At 73.7% G+C, this 20,718-nt stretch carries 16 protein-coding genes; 13 read left to right on the top strand and 3 right to left on the bottom strand.

Annotated elements, in window-relative coordinates; all coding sequences use genetic code 11:
• The first annotated feature begins 172 nt into the window (after window positions 1-172).
• Both PKE85_RS06255 and PKE85_RS06250 read left to right on the top strand, forming a co-directional pair.
• The gene (locus tag PKE85_RS06255) at window positions 173-4,111 is read left to right on the top strand and encodes a baseplate multidomain protein megatron (protein WP_271203916.1); all 3,939 of its coding nucleotides are present in this window, start codon (window positions 173-175) and stop codon (window positions 4,109-4,111) included.
• A gap of 39 nt (window positions 4,112-4,150) precedes the next feature.
• Complete coding sequence (locus tag PKE85_RS06250; RefSeq protein ID WP_271203915.1) at window positions 4,151-5,662, top strand: DUF2793 domain-containing protein; 1,512 nt, start codon at window positions 4,151-4,153, stop codon at window positions 5,660-5,662.
• An 86-nt stretch (window positions 5,663-5,748) separates the two neighbouring features.
• On the opposite strand, the gene PKE85_RS06245 is transcribed toward PKE85_RS06250, so the two are convergent.
• On the bottom strand, window positions 5,749-5,961 hold the full coding sequence (locus tag PKE85_RS06245) for a hypothetical protein (RefSeq protein WP_271203914.1): 213 nt from the start codon (window positions 5,959-5,961) through the stop codon (window positions 5,749-5,751).
• A 126-nt stretch (window positions 5,962-6,087) separates the two neighbouring features.
• On the opposite strand from PKE85_RS06245, the gene PKE85_RS06240 reads away from it, so the two are divergent.
• From PKE85_RS06240 to PKE85_RS06225, 4 genes are all read left to right on the top strand, one after another.
• Complete coding sequence (locus PKE85_RS06240) at window positions 6,088-6,612, top strand: PepSY domain-containing protein (RefSeq protein WP_271203913.1); 525 nt, start codon at window positions 6,088-6,090, stop codon at window positions 6,610-6,612.
• A 19-nt stretch (window positions 6,613-6,631) separates the two neighbouring features.
• Window positions 6,632-7,300 carry a response regulator transcription factor gene (locus PKE85_RS06235; protein ID WP_271203912.1) on the top strand — a complete coding sequence of 223 codons (669 nt, stop codon included), beginning with the start codon at window positions 6,632-6,634 and terminating at the stop codon, window positions 7,298-7,300.
• Window positions 7,297-8,712, top strand: coding sequence for a sensor histidine kinase (locus PKE85_RS06230; protein WP_271203911.1), 1,416 nt, complete (start codon window positions 7,297-7,299; stop codon window positions 8,710-8,712). Before PKE85_RS06235 ends, PKE85_RS06230 begins: the two co-directional genes overlap by 4 nt.
• A 119-nt stretch (window positions 8,713-8,831) precedes the next feature.
• The gene (locus tag PKE85_RS06225; protein WP_271203910.1) at window positions 8,832-9,308 is read left to right on the top strand and encodes a glycine zipper 2TM domain-containing protein; all 477 of its coding nucleotides are present in this window, start codon (window positions 8,832-8,834) and stop codon (window positions 9,306-9,308) included.
• 67 nt (window positions 9,309-9,375) lie between these two features.
• Here PKE85_RS06225 and PKE85_RS06220 read toward each other — a convergent pair whose 3' ends face one another.
• Window positions 9,376-11,094, bottom strand: a complete 1,719-nt coding sequence (locus PKE85_RS06220) for an FAD-dependent oxidoreductase (protein WP_271203909.1) — start codon at window positions 11,092-11,094, stop codon at window positions 9,376-9,378.
• Entirely contained in the window at window positions 11,091-12,239 is a 1,149-nt protein-coding gene (locus tag PKE85_RS06215; protein WP_271203908.1) for an NAD(P)/FAD-dependent oxidoreductase, read from the bottom strand. Before PKE85_RS06215 ends, PKE85_RS06220 begins: the two co-directional genes overlap by 4 nt.
• A gap of 235 nt (window positions 12,240-12,474) precedes the next feature.
• Here PKE85_RS06215 and ccmI point away from each other — a divergent pair, with 235 nt between their 5' ends.
• The 7 genes from ccmI (at window position 12,475) to PKE85_RS06180 (ending at window position 20,709) form a co-directional block, all read left to right on the top strand.
• Window positions 12,475-13,596, top strand: a complete 1,122-nt coding sequence (ccmI, locus tag PKE85_RS06210) for a c-type cytochrome biogenesis protein CcmI (protein WP_271203907.1) — start codon at window positions 12,475-12,477, stop codon at window positions 13,594-13,596.
• 12 nt (window positions 13,597-13,608) lie between these two features.
• Window positions 13,609-14,109 (top strand): cytochrome c maturation protein CcmE, encoded by a 501-nt coding sequence (ccmE, locus tag PKE85_RS06205; protein WP_271203906.1) that lies wholly within the window; start codon window positions 13,609-13,611, stop codon window positions 14,107-14,109.
• Entirely contained in the window at window positions 14,106-16,100 is a 1,995-nt protein-coding gene (locus PKE85_RS06200) for a heme lyase CcmF/NrfE family subunit (RefSeq protein ID WP_271203905.1), read from the top strand. Before ccmE ends, PKE85_RS06200 begins: the two co-directional genes overlap by 4 nt.
• Window positions 16,097-16,582: a cytochrome c-type biogenesis protein gene (locus tag PKE85_RS06195; protein WP_271203904.1), complete on the top strand. Its 486-nt coding sequence runs from the start codon at window positions 16,097-16,099 to the stop codon at window positions 16,580-16,582. The genes PKE85_RS06200 and PKE85_RS06195 overlap by 4 nt, the downstream gene beginning before the upstream one ends.
• A gap of 181 nt (window positions 16,583-16,763) precedes the next feature.
• Window positions 16,764-18,350 (top strand): Do family serine endopeptidase, encoded by a 1,587-nt coding sequence (locus PKE85_RS06190; RefSeq protein ID WP_271203903.1) that lies wholly within the window; start codon window positions 16,764-16,766, stop codon window positions 18,348-18,350.
• A gap of 234 nt (window positions 18,351-18,584) precedes the next feature.
• Window positions 18,585-19,277 carry a response regulator transcription factor gene (locus tag PKE85_RS06185; RefSeq protein ID WP_271203902.1) on the top strand — a complete coding sequence of 231 codons (693 nt, stop codon included), beginning with the start codon at window positions 18,585-18,587 and terminating at the stop codon, window positions 19,275-19,277.
• Window positions 19,261-20,709 carry a sensor histidine kinase gene (locus PKE85_RS06180; protein ID WP_271203901.1) on the top strand — a complete coding sequence of 483 codons (1,449 nt, stop codon included), beginning with the start codon at window positions 19,261-19,263 and terminating at the stop codon, window positions 20,707-20,709. Before PKE85_RS06185 ends, PKE85_RS06180 begins: the two co-directional genes overlap by 17 nt.
• Window positions 20,710-20,718 lie beyond the last annotated feature (9 nt).

Below are 20,718 nucleotides of genomic sequence, written 5' to 3'. Positions count from 1 at the left end.
CCAGTCCAGACCCGTCAAGCTCCTCGTCATGCCCGAGCCTGTCTCGGGCATCCACGACTTCGGCCGCGCAAGGGCGTGCGGGTTCAAGTCGTGGATGCCCGGCGTTCGCCGGGCATGACGGGAGGTTCAGTCGCGCTTCGGCGCTTTTCAAACCGGCTCCGAGGTTCCTCCCATGGCCGTTCTCGCGCTCACCGCCGTGGGCTCCGCCATCGGCGGGGCGCTGCTGCCGGGAGGCCTGAGCCTGTTCGGCGCCACGCTGTCCGGAGCGGCGCTTGGCGGGGCGCTCGGCGGGCTGGCGGGCTCCATGCTCGACCAGACGGTGCTCTCCACCACCACGCGCCGCGCCGGGCCCCGGCTGGACGACCTGCGCGTCACCGCCTCCACCGAGGGCGCGCCGGTGCTGCGGGTCTATGGCCGCATGCGGGTCGGCGGGCAGGTGATCTGGGCGAGCCGGTTCCGGGAGACCAGCTCCACCCAGAGCTCGGGCGGCAAGGGCGGCGGGCCGAAGGTGAAGACCACCACCTACAGCTACTTCGCGAGCTTCGCCGTCGGCCTGTGCGAGGGCGGGATCGACGGGATCGGCCGCATCTGGGCCGACGGCCGCGCCATCGACCCGGGCGCCTATGACGTGCGGCTCCATCGGGGGACCGAGGACCAGCTTCCCGATCCCAAGATCGCGGCGGTGGAGGGGGCCGAGTTCGCGCCGGCCTTCCGCGGTCTCGCCTATCTGGTGTTCGACGAGCTGCCGATCGGCGATTTCGGCAACCGCGTGCCCCAGATCACGGTGGAGGTGATCCGCCGCCCGCCGTCGGCGGAGCCCCAGCTCGAGGACCTGCTGCGGGCGGTGACGCTGATCCCCGGCTCCGCCGAATTCGCCTACGCCACCGACCGGATCGAGCGCCGCGCTGGCTTCGGAGCCTATGCCAGCGAGAACGTCCACACCGAATACGACGACGCCGACCTCAACGTGGCGCTGGACGACCTGCAGGCGCTCGCGCCCAACGTGAAGGCGGCGTCGCTGATCGTGGCGTGGCACGGCACGGACCTGCGCGCCGGCCATTGCCGGATCGTTCCCAAGGTGGAGACCGACGACAAGATCACCCGGCCGTGGAGCTGGCGCGTGGCGGACATGGGCCGGGGCGACGCGGCCATCGTCAGCCGGGTGGACGGCGCGCCGGCGCTCGGCGGCGCCCCCGCCGACCGGGCGGTGGAGCAGGCGATCCGGGAGCTGAAGGCGCGCGGCTTCGAGGTGACGCTGACGCCCTTCATCCTGATGGACATCCCGTCGGGCAACGGGCTGCCGGACCCTTACGGCGGCGCGGAGCAGGCGGCCTATCCCTGGCGCGGGCGCATCACCTGCCACCCGGCGCCGGGGCGCGCCGGTTCGCCGGACAGGGGGCCCGTGGCGGCGGCGCAGGTGGCCGCCTTCTTCGGCGCCGCCGACCGCGCCGATTTCGGCTGGGACGGCGGCGACCACACCGTGACCTTCGACGGCGAGGGCGACGACTGGTCCTACCGCCGCTTCATCCTGCACATGGCGCGGCTGGCGAAAGCCGCCGGCGGCGTGGACGCCTTCCTGATCGGCTCCGAGATGATCGGCCTGACCACGGTGCGCGACGCTCCGGCGAGCTATCCGGCGGTCGCCGCCCTCAAGGCTCTCGCCGCCGACGCGCGCTGGGTGCTGGGGCCGGACGTGAAGATCGGCTACGCCGCCGACTGGACCGAATACGCCGGCCACCGCCCGGACGACGCCTCCGGCGACGTGCTGTTCCATCTCGACCCGCTGTGGGCGGACGCGAACGTGGATTTCGTCGGCGTGGACGCCTACGCGCCGCTCGCCGACTGGCGCGACGGCGGCGGCCATCTGGACGCGCTGGCCGGCTGGCGCGGGCCTTACGATCCCGCCTATCTCGACGCCAATGTGGAGGGCGGCGAGGGCTACGACTGGTTCTACGCCTCCCAAGCCGACCGCGCCGCGCAGGTCCGCACGCCGATCGCCGACACGGCCCACGGCGAGCACTGGGCGTTCCGCGTCAAGGATTTCCGCGGCTGGTGGGCGAACGCCCATCACGACCGGCCGGGCGGCGTCCGTTCTGCGACGCCCACCGCCTGGGTTCCGCAGTCGAAGCCGATCCGCTTCTGCGAGGTGGGGTGCCCCGCGGTGGACAAGGGCGCCAACCAGCCCAACGTGTTCGTGGACGAGAAGTCGTCCGAGAGCGCGCTGCCGCATTTCTCCAACGGCCGCCGGGACGACGTGGCCCAGCGCGCCTATCTGACCGCGCAGCTCGCCCATTGGGCGCCGGCCGCCGGGAACAATCCGGTCTCCGCCGTCACCGGCCTGCGCATGATCGACACTGTGCGTATACACGCATGGACCTGGGACGCCCGCCCGCATCCGGCCTATCCGCTGCGCTCGGACGTCTGGGCCGACGCGGCCAACTGGCGGCGCGGGCACTGGCTGTCCGGCCGGCTGGGCTTCGCGAGCCTGCGCGACGTGGTGGCGGAGCTCGCCGCCCCGTCGGGCGTGGCCTTCGACCTCGACGATCTCGACGGCGTGGTGCGCGGCTACGCCGTGGACCGGGTGATGGCGCCCCGCGACGCCATCGAGCCGCTGATGGAGGCCTTCAACGCCACCGCCCAGCAGCGCGGCGAGGGCGTGCGGCTGGCGAACCGCCCGGCCGCGCCGGTGGCCGTGCTGACGCCGGACGACCTGATCGACCCCGGCGAGGGCAAGCCCGCCTTCCGCCTCACCCGCGCGCAGGCCTCCGAAGTGCCGGCGGCGCTTCAGCTGCGCCATGTGGACCCGGAGATCGACTACCGGCAGGGCGCGGTGGAGGCGCGGCGGCTCGCGGGCGAGGGCCGCGCGGTGGCCGAAATCAGCGTGCCGCTGGCGCTGACCGCGCCAGAGGCGCAGGCGCTGGCGGACGGCCTGCTGATCGAAGCCTCGGTTCGGCGCGAGCGCGGCGAGTGGACCCTGCCGCCGGGCCGGCTGGCGCTTGAGCCGGGCGATCTGGTGGCCTTCGCCGCCCATGGCCGGACCACGCTGATGCGGCTTGACGAGGTGGGCGAGGAGTACGGCCGCCCGGTGAAGGCCGTGCGGGCGGACCCGGACGCGCGCTCCGTCGCGCCGGTGCAGGACGATCCCCGTCCGCCGCCGGACCGGCCGCGCGCGGTGGCGCCGGTCTTCGCCGTGCTCGACCTGCCGCTGCTCTCCGGCGACGAGCCGGCGCACGCGCCGCGGCTTGCGGCCTACGCCAAGCCCTGGGCGCCCATGGCGGTCTATCGCTCCCGCGACGGGGCGGCGTTCGAGTTGGACCAGGTGCTGCCGCTGCCGGCGACGCTCGGCGAGCTGAAGGCGCCGCTTCCCCGCCACGCCAGCGGCCGCTTCGACCATGCCAACGCGCTGGAGGTGGAGATCGGCCCGGACCGCACGCTCGAGAGCGTCACCGAGCAGGCGCTGTTCGCCGGCGCCAACGCGGCGGCGGTGCGGGGGCCTTCCGGCCAATGGGAGGTGGTGCAGTTCCGCGACGCCGCGCTCGTCGGGTCCGGCCGCTGGCGCCTCACCGCGCTGCTGCGCGGGCAGGCGGGCACGGAGGACGCCATGGGCGATCCCACGCCCGCCGGCGCCGCCTTCGCCCTGATCGGCGCGGCGACGCCGGCGTCGGAAGCGCCGGAGACCGAGCGCGGCCTGACGCTCGCATGGTCGGCGGGGCCGGCGACGCTGCCGCGCGGCGATCCGGCCTATGTCCCGCTCGCAGCGCCCATGGCCGGGCGCGGGCTGCGGCCGCTCGCGCCGGTGCGGCTCTCGGCGCGCAGGCTCGCCAACGGCGACCTGCGGTTCGGCTGGATCCGCCGCACGCGGATCGGCGGCGACGATTTCGACGCCCGCGAGGTCCGGCTCGGCGAGGAGACCGAGGCCTATGAGGCCGAGGTCTGGGCGGGCGGCGCGCGGGTCCGGACGTTCGAGACCACGTCGCCGTCCGCGCTCTACGCCGCCGCCCAGCAAGCGGCAGACCTCGGCGGGCCGGCCACGGCGATCGAACTGCGGGTGCGGCAGCTCTCCGCGACCGTCGGGCCGGGCCTGACGGCGGCGGAAAGCTTCGCCGTCTGAACGGCCGTCCGCGTTTCTCTCTGATCGGAGCCTGAACCCATGAGCGACAGCCCCCATCTCGGGCTCGGCTATCTGGCGCCGTCGCAGGCGCAGAAGCACGTCACCGTCAACGAGGCCTTCCGCCGGCTCGACGCGCTGGTGCAGTGCGGCGTGCTGGACCGGACCCGGACCGAGCCGCCGGCCGTCCCCGCCGAGGGCGACCGCCACATCGTGGCCGCGGGCGCGACCGGGCTCTGGGCCGGGCGGGACGGCCGCATCGCCGCCCGGCTCGACGGCGTCTGGGCCTTCATCGCGCCGAAGCCCGGCTGGCTGGCTTACGTGGCGGCGGAGAACGCGCTGCTCGCCTTCGTGGGCGGCGCCTGGGTCGGCGCCGCCGGCCTGATCGCCGCGCTCGACGGGCTTTCGACGCTTGGCGTCAACGCCACGGCCGACGCCGCCAACCGGCTGGCGGTGGCGGCCGACGCCGCGCTGTTCACCCATGACGGCGACGACATGCGGCTGAAGCTGAACAAGGCGGCGGCGGGCGACGTGGCGAGCCTGCTGCTGCAGACCGGCTTCTCCGGCCGCGCGGAGCTCGGCCTGATCGGCGCCGACCGCTTCGCGCTGAAAGTGTCCGGGGACGGCGCGGTCTGGAAGACCGTGTTCGAGGCCTCGCCGGAGGACGGCCGCCTATCCTTTCCGCTGTCGCCGCAGCGGGCGCAGGTCGACGTGCTCACGGCCGGTGGGACGTGGTCGCCTCCCTCCTGGGCGTCGCGCTGCCGGGTGCTGCTGATCGGAGGCGGCGGGGGAGGCGGAAGCGGCGCGTGCGGCGAAAGCACCTACATCCGCGGCGGCGGGGGCGGCGGCGGCGCAGGAGGCCTGGCGCTGGAGGAGTTCCCTGTCACCGATCTGACCGCTCCTTGCGGCGTCGCCATCGGCGTGGGCGGCGTTGGGGGCGCGGGCCTTGCTCCGGGCTCCCCCGGCGTCGGCGCGGCGGGCGGGGCCGGGGGAGCGACCTCGTTCTCGCTCAACGGCACGGAACCGGAGAACGTCGCGCTGAGCGCGCCCGGCGGCTCCGGCGGCGTCGGGGGCTCCACGTCCAACGCCGCCGGAGGCGCAGGCGGCGCCGGCGCTTTCGGAGCCTCGAACGGCGGCGGCGCGGGCTCGTCGACGGGCGCGGGGGCCGCGGGGTCCGTCTTCTTCGCTTCCGGGCCTGGCTCAGGCGGCGGAGGCGCCGGGCTGTCCACCGCGACCGCCTCAGGCGGCTTCGCGGGCGGCGGAGGATCGGCGGGCTACGCTATGGGCGGCGCGCTGCGCCTCGCGCCGGCGGGGGCTGGGGGAGCGGCCGGCGCGCACGGAGAGGACGGCGCCGGCCGCAGATGGGCGCGCGGCGCCGGAGGCGGGGGAGGTGGAGGAGGATCGATCACGTCCGGGAGCCCCGGCGCGGGGGGCGCGGGCGGGGAAAGCGGCGGAGGCGGTGGCGGCGGAGGAGCCGGACGCGCCGCTTACGGTTCGGGAAGCGGCGGCCTGGGCGGCGCCGGAGTGTGCGTGATCGTGTCCGTGGCGCTGTGACCCCGGCTCAGCGCCCGTTCCGAAACGGCGCCCTGCGGCGCCACGCAGGGTCGAGGAGGCCGCGGGACGACGTTCGGAACAGGTTCTCAGAGCCGCTTGAGCTGGTCGAAGCGGATCACGGTGAGCACGAAGATGCCGGTGGCGTAGACCATCACGCCGAGCGCCGGGAACCACGGCTCGTCCGCGAAGCGCATGTTGATGATCATGTAGTCGAACACGAGCCCGCAGAGCGCCGTCCAGAGCAGGAGGGCGAGGTAGAAGATTCTGCGGTGGCGCAGCCTGTGCATGGGCCGCAGCATGCGGCGCCGCGGGCCCGTTCGCCAGAGGACGCGGCGTCGCGCGTGCGCGCGTCCCGCGTATTTCCGCGAGGCGCCGCCGTCCGCGCGTTCATGAAGGGTTCAGCCCGGATGGACATAGTCCGCGTCATGATCCTGTCCCGTCTTACGCGCGCGCCGCTCGGGCTCGGCGTCGCCGTGTGTCTGGCGGCCTGTCTCGCCGGCGCGTCCGCGCAGGAGGGGCCGCGCGAGGATGGTCGCCCGCGCATCCTCGTGCCCGCGCCGGGCGCCGGCGAATATCTGCGGGTGCCGCCCTCCGCCGACCGCTCGCCGGACGCGCCGTCGCCCGGTCTCTATCGCCGGGTGCCGCGGGACGAGCGCTCCGACCGCCCGGTCTCGAAAGCCCTGCCGGACGACGACGGACTCGACGCGCCGCGGGATGGCGGCTGCCTGTCGGCCCGCGACGCCCGCGACGCCATCCGCTCCAAGCGCGCGGTGCCGCTTGCCGCCGCCGCGCGCGCCGCGCGCGCCGCCTGGGACGGCGAGGTGATCGACTATAAGCTCTGCCGCGTGAGCGGCCTTCTCACATACAATCTCACGCTGCTCAGCGACGACGGGCGCGTGGCGCGCGCGCGCGTCGACGCGGGAACCGGCAAGCTGCTCGCCGTGAAGTGAGCCCGTCGCAGGAGTCACCATGCGTCTTCTCGTCGTCGAGGACGATCCCGACCTGAACCGGCAGATCGCAACCGCGCTCGAGGACGCGGGCTACGCGGTCGACCGCGCCTTCGACGGCGAGGAGGGCCACCACCTCGGCGACACCGAGCCCTATGACGCGGTGGTTCTGGACATCGGCCTGCCCAAGAAGGACGGCATCTCCGTTCTCGAACAGTGGCGACGCGACGGGCGGGTGATGCCGGTCCTGATCCTCACCGCCCGCGACCGGTGGTCGGACAAGGTGCAGGGCTTCGACGCCGGCGCCGACGATTACGTGCCGAAGCCGTTCCACATGGAGGAGGTGCTGGCGCGGCTCAGGGCGCTGCTGCGCCGGGCCACCGGCCACGCCTCCAGCGAGCTGCTGTGCGGCCCGGTGCGGCTCGACACCCGCGCCGGCCGGGTGACGCTCGACGGCCATCCCATCAAGCTCACCTCCCACGAGTACCGGCTGCTGGCCTATCTGATGCACCATCAGGGCCGGGTGGTGTCGCGCACCGAACTGGTCGAGCATCTCTACGATCAGGACTTCGACCGCGACAGCAACACCATCGAGGTGTTCGTGGGGCGGCTGCGCAAGAAGCTCGGCTCCGACGTGATCCAGACCGTGCGGGGACTCGGCTACGTGCTGATGGCGCCGGACGGCGCATGAGCGCCGCAGCGCGGACGCCGGACGCGCAGGGCAAGCCGCGCCGCGCCGCCTCCATCGCGGCCCGCCTGTTCGGCTCCGCCGCGCTGTGGACGCTCGCGGCCCTGCTGATCGGCGGAGTCACCCTGTCGTCCTACTACACCCGCTCGGTGGAGCGGAGCTTCGACCAGCGGCTGCACGTCTATCTGAAGACGCTGGTCGGGGCGCTGGCGGACGGCGGCTTCGACAAGGACGATCCCGGCTCCTTCGGCGAGCCGCGCTTCGAGCTGCCGCTGTCCGGCTGGTACTGGCAGGTGACGCGGCTCGACCGCGACCCGCCCGAGGCCACCACCTCAAAGTCCCTGTTCGAGGAGCAGCTTCCGCGGCTCGCCGATCTCGGCGTCGAGGAGACGCTGGTAGGCACCCGCGAGGGCTACGCGCTCGGGCCGGAGAACCAGCGCCTCCGGGTGGTGGAGCGCATCATCGACCTCGGGCAGGACGGCCGGTTCCTGATCTCAATCGGCGGGCAGGCCAACGAGATCGACGACGACATCAAGAACTTCAACGCAGCGCTGCTGGTGAGCTTCCTGCTGCTCGGCCTCGGGCTGGTGGCCACCACCGGCTTCCAGGTGCGCTTCGGCCTCAGGCCGCTGGTCCATCTGCGCGCCCAGCTGGCGGAGGTGCGCGCCGGCGGCCGCTCCCGGCTGGAGGGCTCGTTCCCGGAGGAGATCGCGCCGCTGGCGGTGGAGCTGAACGCGCTGCTCGATTCGAACCGCGAGATCGTGGAGCGCGCCCGCACCCATGTGGGCAATCTCGCCCATGGGCTGAAGACGCCGCTGTCCGTCATCGCCAACGAGGCGGACGCGGGCGAGGGCGCCTTCGCGGACAAGGTGCGCGAACAGGCGCAGGTGATGCGCCGCCAGATCGACCACCATCTGGAGCGCGCGCGCCTGTCCGCCGGCGTCGCCTTCGCGGGCGAGGCCACGCCGGCGAAGCCCGTGGTGGAGGCGCTGGTCCGCACCATGCAGAAGATCCACCGCGACCGTGACCTGACGGTGGAGGCTCACGTTTCGGATGAGCAGCTCCGGTTCCGGGGCGAGCGGCAGGACCTGGACGAGATCGTCGGCAATCTGGTTGACAACGCCTGCAAATGGGCGGCTGGCCGGGTGACGGTTACGGTGGAGCCGGCGCCGGCGCCGGTGGTGGGCGGTGCGCGGCTGCTGAAGGTCGCAGTCGACGACGACGGTCCGGGCCTCACCGAAGAGCAGCGCATCGCGGCGCTCGCCCGCGGCAAGCGGCTGGACGAGACCAAGCCCGGCTCCGGCCTCGGCCTGGCTATCGTCGGCGACCTGACGCGGCTTTATGGCGGACGGTTCGAGCTGGAGCGCTCGAAGCTGGGCGGCCTGCGCTGCGCGGTGACCTTGCCGGCGCTGTGACCCGCGCCACATCGCCGCCCGCGAAGGCCTTCGTCCCCGCTTTCGCCCGAATCCCGCATTTCTGTGTGCCCTCAAGCCGAATCGTCCGGGGGGCGACGACGGCGGCAACGGGAGGTTTCATGTTGATTTCCAAAGCGGCGGCCCTGGCGGCCGTTGGCGTGCTCGCGCTGGGCCTCACGGCCTGCGGTCCGGGCCGTGAAGGCGAGGGCCTCGGCACCGTGGCGGGCGCGGTGGGCGGCGGCCTGATCGGCTCCACCATCGGCGGCGGCTCGGGCCGGGTCGCGGCCACCGTCATCGGCGCCGGTCTCGGCGGTCTGGTCGGCAACCGCATCGGCGCCGCCATCGACGACGACGCCCGTCGCCGCGCCCACGACGCGGAATACGAGGCGCTGGAAAGCGGCTACGAGGGCCGGCCCTACGAGTGGCGCAGCGATCGCTACCGCGGCGAGGTCATCGTCGGCCCGCGCTACTCCCGCGCCGATTACGAGCGCTGCCGCTCCTACACCCGCCGCATCTACATGGACGACGGGCGCGTGATCACCGAGCGCGGCCAGACCTGCCGCGGCCCGCGCGGCCGCTGGGTCGAGGTCGGCTGAACGATCTCGCTTCCGAACGGAACGTTCGACCGCCGCGCCTTCCCGGAAGGCGCGGCGGTTTCGTGTTTCAGGCGTTCTCCACCAGCCGGGCCCGCGCGGCGAGAGCGCCGAGGGTGAGGCGCGGCGACGGCGCTGACGGCGGGGCGGCTTCGCCCAGCACGTCGTCCGCGAGCGCCGATCCGGCGAGGCCGCCGTCGCGGCCCCGGCCGAGGCCGAGCCACCGCCGAAGCGCCGGGCCGGACAGGCCCATAAGCCGCGCCTGACGCAGATCCCCGAAGGTCACGTCCGCACCCGCGTCGATGACGGCCGCATCGGCCGGATCCCCGCTTTCGCCGAGCCGCGCGCGAGGGGCGGCGCGGGCCGCCGCGTCCTCCGGCGCGTCGGGGAGCCCCTGAACGTCCCAGCTCTCCGCCTCGGCCTCCCGGCCGAGGTGGCGCGCCGCGGCGGCGCCCGCCGCCACGCCGTCCCGGACCGCGCTGGCGAGATCGGCCTGGCGGCTCGCCACGAACAGCCCCTGCGCCTCGTCGAGCCCGGCGGCGTCCGCCAGCTCCCGCCGGGGCGCAAGACCGTCCGACGCCACCAGCGCGTCCGCGAACAGGGTGCGGCGGCCTGCGGCGGCGCCTTCGCCGCCGACGTTGCAGGCCGTCACGCCCACGATGCGGTCGGAGCCGTCGGCGGTGGCGACGCCGGTCGCGAGGCTCGACAGGCTGAGCGGCAGGCCATGCGCCTTGGCGCGGTCGACCAGGGCGCTGTCCGGCGCCGCGCGGGCGTCGAGGATCATCTCCACCGTGACGCCGGCTTCAGCGAGGTCGATCGCCGTGCGGTAGCCCTCGTCGCCGGTGGTGGCGACCACCACCCGGTCGCCGGGCGCCACCGCGTAGCGCCTCAGCAGTCCGCGCGCGGCGCCGGCGAGCAGGACGCCCGGCCGGTCGGCGCCGGCGATGAGCAGCGGACGTTCGTGGAAGCCGCAGGCGAGAATGATCGCGCCGGCGCGGATCGCCCGCAGTTTCGCCGGGCCCGGACGCGGGCCGGCGCCGCGCTGGCTCACCAGCGCCGTTCCATCGGGCTCGATCGCGAGCGCTTCGGCGCGCAGCGCCAGCGCGGCGGCGTCGCGGCCGGAAAGTTCTCCGGCGCGCTGAAGCGCCCAGTCCTGCGGCGCGAGGCCGTCGATCGCGCCGTCGTAGAGATCGGCCAGCCCGCCGACGCGCCCAGTGGCCTCCACCACGCGGACAACGAGGCCGGAGCGCTGGGCCGTGACGGCGGCGGCGAGACCCGCAAGCCCCGCGCCCACCACCAGCGCGTCGCAGCTCTCCTCCGCAGCCTCCACGAGCGGCGGGAGCGAGGCCGCGATCGCGGGCGGCAGGGCGGCGTGGCGCCGCAGCCGCGCCAGCAGGCGGCGGCCCGGCGGAAACGCTCCGGCCACGGGACCGTCCGCCGCCGCGCGGGCGAACAGCCGGGACGGCGCGGCCCCGGACGGAACAGCCGTCGCCGACCCGCCTTCGACGGCGGCGATGTCGTCGGCGCGCAGCGGTTCGGATCCGTCCTCCGGGATCGCCCAGGCGAACGGCTCGTCGAGCCCCAGCGCCGTCAGGCCGCGGGCGCGGCCGAGCAGCGGCCCGCGGCCGAAGCCGGCGCGGCCGTTTGCGAGCAGGGCGCTCGCCAGCGTGTCGCCGTAGAGCGCCGGCAGCAGGCGGCCGTCGAAGCGGAAGCCCACCGGCTCGCCGCGGTCGATGGCGGAGCCGAAACGCGCCGGCGCCGAGCCGGGAAGACGATGGAACCCGCTCATTGCGCCGCCTCCAGCAGCCGGAGCGCCGCGCGCCGGGTCGGCGCGAAGGGCGCGAGCGCCGGGGACAGGGCGTCGCCCGCAAGCGCCGCGGCCAGATGATCCGCCACGGCGAGCGCCGGCGACAGCGCGTCCCGCCCGAAGCCGAGCGCCAGCCACAGCCCCGGCAGTTCGGCAGCGCCGATCTGCGGGCGGCCGTCGACGCCGGTCCAGCTGGTGACGTTCTCGATGGCGCGGATGCGGGCGGCGCGCAGACGCGGCAAGAGCGCCTCCGCGCGCAGGGCGACGCGCTCCGGCGCGTCGGCGGCGGACAGCAGGACGGCGCCGCCGCCGTCCTGCGCCGCCAGAAGGTCGTCCTGGACCAGCGCCGGCCCGAAGGCCGTGTCGCTGTCGAGCGTCAGGGCGGAGCGCTCCTCCCGCGTCAGCGACAGCCGGCCGCGCCCTTCCCGCACCAGCCGGATGGCGGAGTGATCGTCCGCCAAAACGACGGCGCCGGCGCGGATCGCGCGGCCTTGGAGCGCGACGCCCGTGACGGCGGCGTCGTCCCGCGCCAGCGCCTCCACCGGCGTGTGGGCGAACACGGCGGCGCCCGCCGCCTCCGCCGCGATGGCGAGACCGAGCGCCAGCGCGTCCGCATACACGGTCACGGCCGCCGGATCGTTGAGCGCGGGCGGCGGCGTGACGCCGGCGAGCGCGGGCGAGAGCGCCGCGGCCGCCTGCGGCGCGTCCAGCCACACGTCGAGGCCGAGCGTCTGCGCGTCTGCAGCCTCGCGCGTCAGGGCGTCCAGATCGCGCTCGCGGCCCGCGAGCGTCAGACTTCCGACGCGGTCCAGACCGGGGGAGAGCGGCAGCGTCCGGGCGAGCTTCGCGGCCCGCGCCGGCGCGTCCGCCTGCAGCGCGGACCGGTTCGGGTCGGGCGCGCTGGTCCGGATCACGGGCCAGACCCGTTCCGGCGACGTGGCGCAGATGCCGGCCGGCGCGAGCAGCGCCACCGAGCGCCCGTCGAGCGCCGCGGCGCGGGCGATCGCGGCCGCGAGCACGCCGCCTCCGATCACGATCGCATCATAGGCGTCCGCCGGCCGCCGGCTCTCCTGAGACGCGAAAGCGGGCGCAGGGCGGGCGCGGGCGGGAAGAAGAGCGCGGAGCACGGATCCTCCGGAGGTCGTGGACAGATTGCGCCGTCCCAAGCCCGGAGGGCGCGTCGGGCTCAACATAAGGCGTCGCGCGCGGATGGGCGCCCCGTGGCCTGCGAATTGTTCCAAACCGCGCCAAATGCGCCGTCGGCGCCGAAAGCGTTAGGGGGTGCGCGGGCGAAGCCTCTTCTCGCGGGCGCGCTCCGGGTCTATGTCCTGCGCCAGAATTTGGAAGGACTAAAGATCGCAGATGGCTCTCTGGCTGATCCTGGCCGCCATGACGGCGGCGGCGGCGCTCGTGGCGCTGCTCCCGCTGGCCCGCAGGCGCGCCGCCGACCATGACGGCGGCGACGCCGCGGTCTATCGCGACCAGATCGCGGAGATCGAGCGCGACAAGGCGCGGGGACTGATCGGCGCCCGCGAGGCGGAGGCCGCCCGGGCCGAAGTGGCGCGCCGCCTGTTCGCCGCCACCGAAGCGGAGGCCGCAGCCCGCGTCCGCACGGGAAGCGAGGCCTCGGCGCTGCGCCGTCGCCGGATCGCGGCGGTCGCGGCGCTGGTGGTGACGCCGGCGGTGGCGCTCGGCTTCTATGGCGCGCTTGGCCGTCCCGACGTGTCGGACCGACCGCTCGCCGCCCGCCGCGCCGCGCCGCCGGACAGCCGCAACGTGGACGAACTGGTGGCCCGCGCCGAGGCGGAGCTGAAGAAGAACCCGAACGACGGTCGCGGCTGGATGGTGCTGGGCCCGATCTATCTGCGGCTCGGGCGCGCGGAGGAGGCGGTGTCGGCCTACGCCAACGCCATCCGCATCATGGGTGCCAATCCGGATCTCGAAGCCAGTCTGGGCGAGGCCATGATGGCCCGCGACGACGGCGCGATCTCGGCCGAGACCCGCGCGGTGTTCGAACGCGCCGCCAACGCCGAGCCGCCTTCGGTGAAGGGCGCGTTCTACCTCGCCCGCGCCGCCGAGCAGGAGGGCGACCTCGCGGCCGCGGTGGCGCGCCTCAAGGGGCTGCTCGCCAAGGCGCCCGCGGGCGCGCCCTACGTCCAGGGCCTGAAGGGCGAGCTGACCCGCATCGCCGCGCCGCCCGCGATCCCCATGCCGAGCGATCAGGAGGCCGCCGCCGCCAAAACGCCGCAGGAGCGCATGCAGATGGTGCGCGGCATGGTGGACCGGCTCGAGGCGCGCCTGAAGGACGGCGGCGAGATCGGCGACTGGCTCCGGCTGGTGCAGTCCCGCGCGGTGCTGGGCGACGCCGACAGCGCCCGGGCCTCGCTCGCCGAGGCGCGCCGGCGTTTCGCCTCCGATCCGCGCGCGACCGCCCGGCTCGACGCGCTGGCGGTCGGGGTTGGTCTCGAAGGGCAGGGAGCCTAAAAGGGTATCCGGATGACGATCGAAGCCTCTCCCTCCGCCTTTCCGTCGCCGCGCCGCCGGGGCTCCACCCGCAAGCGCCGGCGGCTCGCGCTGTTCGCCCTCGTCGGCCTCGTGCTGGCGGCGGCGACCGCGCTGGTGCTGACCGCGCTCGACGACACCATCGTGTTCTTCCGCACCCCGAGCGAGATCGCCCAGCGCGGCGAGGTTCCGGGCACGCGGCTGCGGCTCGGCGGTCTGGTGAAGGCGGGCTCCATCGTGCAGGACGGCGCGACGGTGCGCTTCGCGGTGACCGACAACGCCCGCGACATGCCCGTGACCTACAAGGGGCTGCTGCCGGACCTGTTCCGCGAGGGGCAGGGCGTGGTGTCGGAAGGGGTGCTGCAGGCGGACGGCTCGTTCCTCGCCGACACCGTGCTCGCCAAGCATGACGAGAACTACATGCCCAAGGACGTGGCCGACCGCATGAAGGCGCAGGGGCTCTGGAAGGGCGACGACGCGGGGGCCGCCAAGTGATCGCCGAGACCGGCCATTACGCGCTCGTCCTGGCGCTGGCGCTGGCGCTGCTGCAGTCGGTGCTGCCGATCTGGGGCGCGCGCACCCGCGACGCGGCGCTGATGGGCCTCGCCGGCCCGCTCGCCTACGGCCAGCTCGCCTTCGTCGCCCTGTCCTTCGCGGCGCTGACCCACGCCTATGTCACCTCCGACTTCTCGGTGGTGAACGTGGTGGAGAACTCCCACTCCGCCAAACCGCTGATCTACAAGATCTCCGGGGTGTGGGGGAATCACGAGGGCTCGCTGCTGCTCTGGGTGCTGATCCTGACGCTGTTCAGCGCGCTGGTGGCGTTCTTCGGCAAGAACCTGCCGGATCGCCTCCGGGCGGACGTGCTGGGCGTGCAGGCGATGATCTCGGTCGCCTTCCTGCTGTTCGTGCTGCTGACCTCCAACCCCTTCGCCCGGCTCGACCCCGCGCCCATGGAGGGCCAGGACCTCAATCCGCTGCTGCAGGACCCCGGCCTCGCGATCCATCCGCCGCTGCTCTACGTCGGCTACGTGGGCTTCTCGATGGCGTTCTCCTTCGCCGTCGCGGCCCTGATCGAAGGCAAGGTGGACGCCGCCTGGGCGCGCTGGGTGCGGCCCTGGACGCTGGGCGCCTGGCTGTTCCTCACGCTCGGCATCGCCATGGGATCCTACTGGGCCTATTACGAGCTGGGCTGGGGCGGCTTCTGGTTCTGGGACCCGGTGGAGAACGCCTCGCTGATGCCGTGGCTGTCCGGCACGGCGCTTCTGCACTCCGCGGTGGTGATGGAGAAGCGCGAGGCGCTGAAGGTCTGGACGGTGCTGCTGGCGCTGCTCACCTTCGCGCTGTCGCTGCTCGGCACCTTCCTGGTGCGCTCCGGCGTGCTGACCTCGGTTCACGCCTTCGCGGTGGACCCGGCCCGCGGCGTCGCCATCCTGATCATCCTGATCGTCTTCGTGGGCGGCAGCCTCGCGCTCTACGCGCTGCGCGCCCCGACGCTGAAGCAGGGCGGCATGTTCGCGCCGGTGTCGCGCGAGGGCGCGCTGGTGCTGAACAACCTGTTTCTCACCGCCGCCACCGCGGCGGTGTTCGTGGGCACGCTCTACCCGCTGGCGCTGGAGGCCATGACCGGCGAGAAGATTTCGGTCGGCCCGCCCTTTTTCAACAACACCTTCGGCCCGCTGATGCTGCCGGTGATGCTGGTGATGCCGTTCGCGCCGCTGCTGGCGTGGAAGCGCGGCGACGCCGCCCGCGCCGCCCGCGCCATGGTCTACGCCGTCGGCGTCGCGGTGGTCGCGACCGCTCTGGTGGCGGGCTTCGCCCGCGGCGGTCCGACGCTTGCGCCGCTTGGCGTCGGCCTCGCCCTGTTCGCCATCACGGGCGCCTTCGCGGAGCTGGTGGAGCGCTCCAAGCTGTTCCGCGCGCCCTTCGCCGAATCGGTCCGGCGCCTGCGCGGCGCGCCGAGCTCCACCTGGGGGTCGGCGCTGGCCCATGCGGGCATGGGCGTCACCCTGCTCGGCGTGGTCGCGGCCACCGCCTGGCCGAGCGAGGCGGTGGTGGCGCTGAAGCCGGGGCAGTCGGTCTCGATCTCGGGCTACGATCTCACCTTCGAGGGCGTCAGCCAGCGGCCGGGGCCGAACTACGCCTCCACCATAGCTGCGCTCACCGTGCGCAAGGACGGCGCGGTGGTGCGCCGCCTGGAGCCCTCCCGCCGGCTTTACGCCGCCCGGCAGATGGACCTGACGGAGGCGAGCATCGCCACCTTCGGCCTGTCGCAGCTCTACGCCTCCATGGGCGAGGCGCGGGGCGACGACGCCACTGCGCTGCGGGTGACCTACAAGCCGCTGGTGACGCTGATCTGGTTCGGCGCGGTGATCATGGCGCTCGGCGGCGGCCTGTCGCTGGCGGACCGGCGGCTCAGGGTCGGCGCGCCGCGCCGGGCCGCGAAGCCCGTTCCCGTCTCCGCCCATCCGGCGCCGGCGGAATGAGCCCGGCCTTGCGCCGGGCGGCGCTCGCTGCGGCGCTGACGCTCGCCGCTCCGGCGGCCGCGTTCGCCGTCCAGCCGGGCGAGGAGCTGTCCGATCCGGCGCAGGAGGCGCGGGCGCGGGCGCTGAGCGCGGAACTGCGCTGCATGGTCTGCCAGAACCAGTCCATCGACGATTCGGACGCGCCGCTCGCCAAGGACCTTCGGGTGCTGGTGCGGGAGCGCATCTCCGCCGGCGACAGCGACAAAGACGTGATCTCGTTCCTCACCGCCCGTTATGGCGACTTTGTGTTGCTGCGGCCCCGCTTCACCTGGGAGACCGCGCTGCTCTGGCTGTTCGCGCCGGCGGTGCTGCTCGCCGGACTGCTCGGCTATCTGGTCTTCGTCGTGCGCGCGCGCCGCGTAGAGGTCGCAGGCGCGGGGCTGACCGAGGCGGAGCGCGCCCGGCTCGAAGCGCTGCTCGCCCGCGAGGACGAGAGGGCCTGAACGCCCTCGGCCGCATGGGCCGCCAAGGGCGGCGGTTCAATGAATCGCGGCGATTTTCAGGGCGTCGCCCGTTACGGAATTTTCATCTCCGGGACAGAACGCCGTAATCCGGGCTGGGTGACTCTCCCCCTCGAACGCCCATATGAGGCGACAGGATCACCGCTTCGGAGAAGACCGCCCGATGTCGTCAGAACTGAATTCCACCTCCCGGCCCTCGAACTTCCTCGCCCGCCGCCGCGCCGCCATGCTTGGCTCCGCGGTCGCGCTCGGCGTCGTCGGAACGCTCGGGCTGCAGGCCGTCACGGGCGGCGCCTCCCCGGCCTTCGCCCAGTCCTCCGCCATCGCGCCGCAGGCCGGACCGCAGCTTCCGAGCTTCGCCGACGTCGCCGACCGGGTGAAGCCCGCCGTGGTCAGCGTGCGCGTCAAGATCGAGGCGCCCGCCCAGCAGCAAGGCTTCGGCATTCCCGGACTGCCGGGGCAGGGCGGCGATCTGCCCGGCCTCGACCAGCTCCCGGACGATCATCCGCTGAAGCGCTTCTTCCGCCAGTTCGGTCAGGGCGGGCAGGGCGGCGAGCAGCGCGGCCAGCGTCGCGGACCGCGCCAGTTCGGCATGAGCCAGGGCTCGGGCTTCTTCATCTCCGGCGACGGTTACGTGGTCACCAACAACCACGTGGTCTCCACCGCCAAGGAGGTGGAGCTGGTGCAGGACGGCGGCGAGACGCTGAAGGCCAAGGTGGTGGGCACGGACCCGCGCACCGACCTCGCGCTGCTGAAGGTGGACGGCGACCGCAAGGACTGGCCGCACGTCACCTTCGCCGACACCAAGCAGACCCGCGTGGGCGACTGGGTGATCGCGGTGGGCAACCCCTTCGGCCTCGGCGGCACGGTGACGGCGGGCATCGTCTCGGCCCGCGGCCGCGACATCGGCGCCGGCCCCTATGACGACTTCCTGCAGATCGACGCGGCCGTGAACCGCGGCAACTCCGGCGGCCCGACCTTCAACCTGCGCGGCGAGGTGGTGGGCGTGAACACCGCCATCTATTCGCCTTCGGGCGGCAACGTGGGCATCGCGTTCTCCATCCCCGCCGAGGTGGTGACGGACATCGTCGCCAAGCTGAAGGACGGCGGCGTGGTGGAGCGCGGCTTCATCGGCGTGCAGATCCAGCCCGTGACCGACGACATCGCCGAAAGCCTCGGCATGGCCAAGGCCGAGGGCGCGCTGGTGGCGGAGGCCCAGTCGGGCCAGCCGGGCGAGAAGGCCGGCCTCAAGTCCGGCGACGTGATCCTGAAAGTCAACGGCGAGGCCATTCCGCAGGCGCGCGACCTGTCCCGCAAGATCGCCTCGTTCAAGCCGGGCGCCAAGGTGGAGCTGACCTACTGGCGCGGCGGCAAGGAGGCGACCACCAGCCTCACCCTCGCCAAGCTGCCGGACCAGCAGACCGCTTCGCTCGACGGCGAGGACGGTGAAGGCGGCGCTCAGCCGACCTCCGCCGTCAAGCTCGGCATCCGGGTGCAGCCCGCCGCCCGCGTCGCCGGCTCCGGCGACAAGGGCCTTGTGGTGACGGATGTGGACGACGGCGGCTCCGCCGCCGGCAAGCTGCAGCAGGGCGACGTGATCCTCGAGGTCGGCGGCAAGGAGGTGGCCTCCGCCGGCGACGTCTCGTCCTCGCTCGACGCCGCCCAGAAGGACGGCAAGAAGACGGTTCTGCTGCGCATCAAGCGCAGCGACGCGACGCGCTTCGTCGCCATCGAGATCGGCCGCGGCTGACGCCCCGGCCGAACGGTCCCGCGGGCTCATGACCCCCCGCTGACCTTCGGGATCGACACGCGGACGGCGAGGCGCGCCGGGTTCCCCCTTCCCGGCGCCGCCCGCCGTTTCCGCGGCGCGCCTTGCGGCCTCCAGCGGTTTCTTTCCTCCCGCTGGAGGCCGCTTTTTCACGATCTTCGTTTTCGGCGCGATCAGCGCCGGACAGAACCCTTGCGGCCGCGCGGGAGGCGGGTCATGACCTCGTCCATGAAGCTGCTCATCGTCGAGGACGACCGCGAAGCCGCGGCCTACGTGGTCAAGGCCCTGACCGAAGCCGGCCATGTGGCCGACCACGCCGCCGACGGCGTGGAGGGGTACGAGCTCGCCAGCTCGTCCTCCTATGACGTGCTGGTGGTGGACCGCATGCTGCCCCGGCTCGACGGCCTGACGCTGATCCGGCGCCTCCGGGCCGAGGGCGCCGCGACGCCGGTGCTGATTCTCTCCGCGCTCGGGCAGGTGGACGACCGGGTGCAGGGCCTGCGCGCCGGCGGCGACGACTATCTCACCAAGCCGTACGCCTTCGCGGAGCTGCTGGCCCGCGTCGAGGCGCTGGCGCGCCGCGGCGGGCCGGGCGCGGGCGACACCGTCTACAAGGTGGCGGATCTGGAGATCGACCGCCTGTCCCACACGGTGACGCGCGGCGGGCAGGAGATCGTGCTGCAGCCGCGCGAGTTCCGCCTGCTCGAATACCTCATGCGCAACGCCGGCCAGGTGGTGACGCGCACCATGTTGCTGGAGAACGTCTGGGACTATCATTTCGACCCCCAGACCAACGTGATCGACGTTCATGTCTCCCGGCTGCGCTCGAAGATCGACAAGGGCTTCGACAAGCCGTTGCTGCACACCGTGCGCGGCGCGGGATACGTGATCCGTGACGGCGGCCGGTAAGCTCCTTCGCACCGCGGGCAAGCTTCTCCGCACCACCGCCTTCAAGCTGGTGCTGGCCTACCTGTTCGTGTTCGCCACGCTGTCCGTGGTGGTGCTGATCTATGTGTCGTGGCACGCCAACGCGCTGCTGGCGGCCCAGCTCAACGCCACCGTCAACGCCGAGGTGACGGGCCTGTCCGACCAGTACCGGCAGGGCGGCATACGGCGTCTGGTCGCGATCGTGGAGGAGCGCTCAAACCGTTCCGGCGGCTCGATCTACCTGCTCACCACCATGAGCGGCGAGGTGCTGGCCGGCAACGTCTCGGGCCTGCCCAACGCGTCGCTCGCGGAGGCCGGCGAGCGCGAGCTGCCCTACCGCCGCGTGGGCGAGGAGAACGCCGCGCCCTATCCGGCGGTGGTGCGGGTGTTCGTGCTGCCGGGCGGCTACCGCCTGCTGGTCGGCCGCGACACCGAGGAGCGCGAGCGGCTGTCGGCGGTCATCTCCAACGCCGTGCAGTGGTCGCTGGCGCTGGTGGTGGTGTTCGGCCTCGCCGGCGGCGTGTTCGTGGCGAAGCGCGTGCTCGGCCGCATCGACGCCATGACCGAGACCGCCCGCACCATCATGGCGGGCGATCTCTCCGGGCGCCTCGCCGTCACCGGCTCCGACGACGAGTTCGACCGTCTGGCGGGCGCCACCAACGCCATGCTCGACCGCATCAACGAGCTGATGGCGGGGCTGAAGGAGGTGTCCGACAACATCGCCCACGACCTCAAGACGCCGCTGACGCGCCTGCGCAACCGCGCAGAGGCGGCGCTGCGCGACGCCCGCACCGAGGACGACTGGGCGGCGGCCATGGAGCGGGTGATCGCCGACACCGACGCCATGCTCGGCATCTTCAACGCCCTGCTGCTGATCGCCCGCGCGGAATCCGGCGGCGCCCGCGACAAGCTCGCGCCGGTGGATCTGGCGGACATCGCCCGCAGCGTGGCGGAGCTCTACGAGCCGCTGGCGGAGGAGCGCGGCGCGCGCCTCACGGTGGCCGCGCCGGTCGCGATCTCCGTGCTCGGCAGCCGGGAGCTGATCGGGCAGGCGGTGGCGAACCTGATCGAGAACGCCCTCAACTACGGCGCCGACGACGGCGGCGAGGTGCGGGTCGAGGCGATGGCGGACGATGAGACCGCGCGCATCGTGGTGGCGGATCGCGGCCCCGGCATTCCGGAGGCGGACCGGGAGCGGGCGCTCGACCGTTTCGTGCGGCTGGACACCAGCCGCACGCGTCCGGGCTCGGGCCTCGGCCTTGCGCTCGCATCCGCGGTGGCCCGTCTGCATGGCGGGACGCTGGCGCTGGAGGACAACGCGCCGGGCCTGCGCGTGGTGGTGACGCTGCCCCTGCGGGTCCCGACGCTCGCGGCGCCGCCGCCGAAGCTCGCGCTCGCGGCTCCGGCGGCATGAGGCGAGCGC

The organism is Methylopila jiangsuensis, assembly GCF_027922305.1.
Lineage (GTDB): Bacteria > Pseudomonadota > Alphaproteobacteria > Rhizobiales > Methylopilaceae > Methylopila > Methylopila jiangsuensis.
This window is presented reverse-complemented; position numbering and strand designations above follow the sequence as displayed.

Coding starts and splice junctions, on each gene's coding strand:
- PKE85_RS06255 (WP_271203916.1), top strand. CDS start 173: ATGGCCGTTCTCGCGCTCACCGCCGTGGGCTCCGCCATCGGCGGGGCG.
- PKE85_RS06250 (WP_271203915.1), top strand. CDS start 4,151: ATGAGCGACAGCCCCCATCTCGGGCTCGGCTATCTGGCGCCGTCGCAG.
- PKE85_RS06245 (WP_271203914.1), bottom strand. CDS start 5,961: ATGCTGCGGCCCATGCACAGGCTGCGCCACCGCAGAATCTTCTACCTC.
- PKE85_RS06240 (WP_271203913.1), top strand. CDS start 6,088: ATGATCCTGTCCCGTCTTACGCGCGCGCCGCTCGGGCTCGGCGTCGCC.
- PKE85_RS06235 (WP_271203912.1), top strand. CDS start 6,632: ATGCGTCTTCTCGTCGTCGAGGACGATCCCGACCTGAACCGGCAGATC.
- PKE85_RS06230 (WP_271203911.1), top strand. CDS start 7,297: ATGAGCGCCGCAGCGCGGACGCCGGACGCGCAGGGCAAGCCGCGCCGC.
- PKE85_RS06225 (WP_271203910.1), top strand. CDS start 8,832: ATGTTGATTTCCAAAGCGGCGGCCCTGGCGGCCGTTGGCGTGCTCGCG.
- PKE85_RS06220 (WP_271203909.1), bottom strand. CDS start 11,094: ATGAGCGGGTTCCATCGTCTTCCCGGCTCGGCGCCGGCGCGTTTCGGC.
- ccmI (WP_271203907.1), top strand. CDS start 12,475: ATGGCTCTCTGGCTGATCCTGGCCGCCATGACGGCGGCGGCGGCGCTC.
- ccmE (WP_271203906.1), top strand. CDS start 13,609: ATGACGATCGAAGCCTCTCCCTCCGCCTTTCCGTCGCCGCGCCGCCGG.
- PKE85_RS06195 (WP_271203904.1), top strand. CDS start 16,097: ATGAGCCCGGCCTTGCGCCGGGCGGCGCTCGCTGCGGCGCTGACGCTC.
- PKE85_RS06190 (WP_271203903.1), top strand. CDS start 16,764: ATGTCGTCAGAACTGAATTCCACCTCCCGGCCCTCGAACTTCCTCGCC.
- PKE85_RS06185 (WP_271203902.1), top strand. CDS start 18,585: ATGACCTCGTCCATGAAGCTGCTCATCGTCGAGGACGACCGCGAAGCC.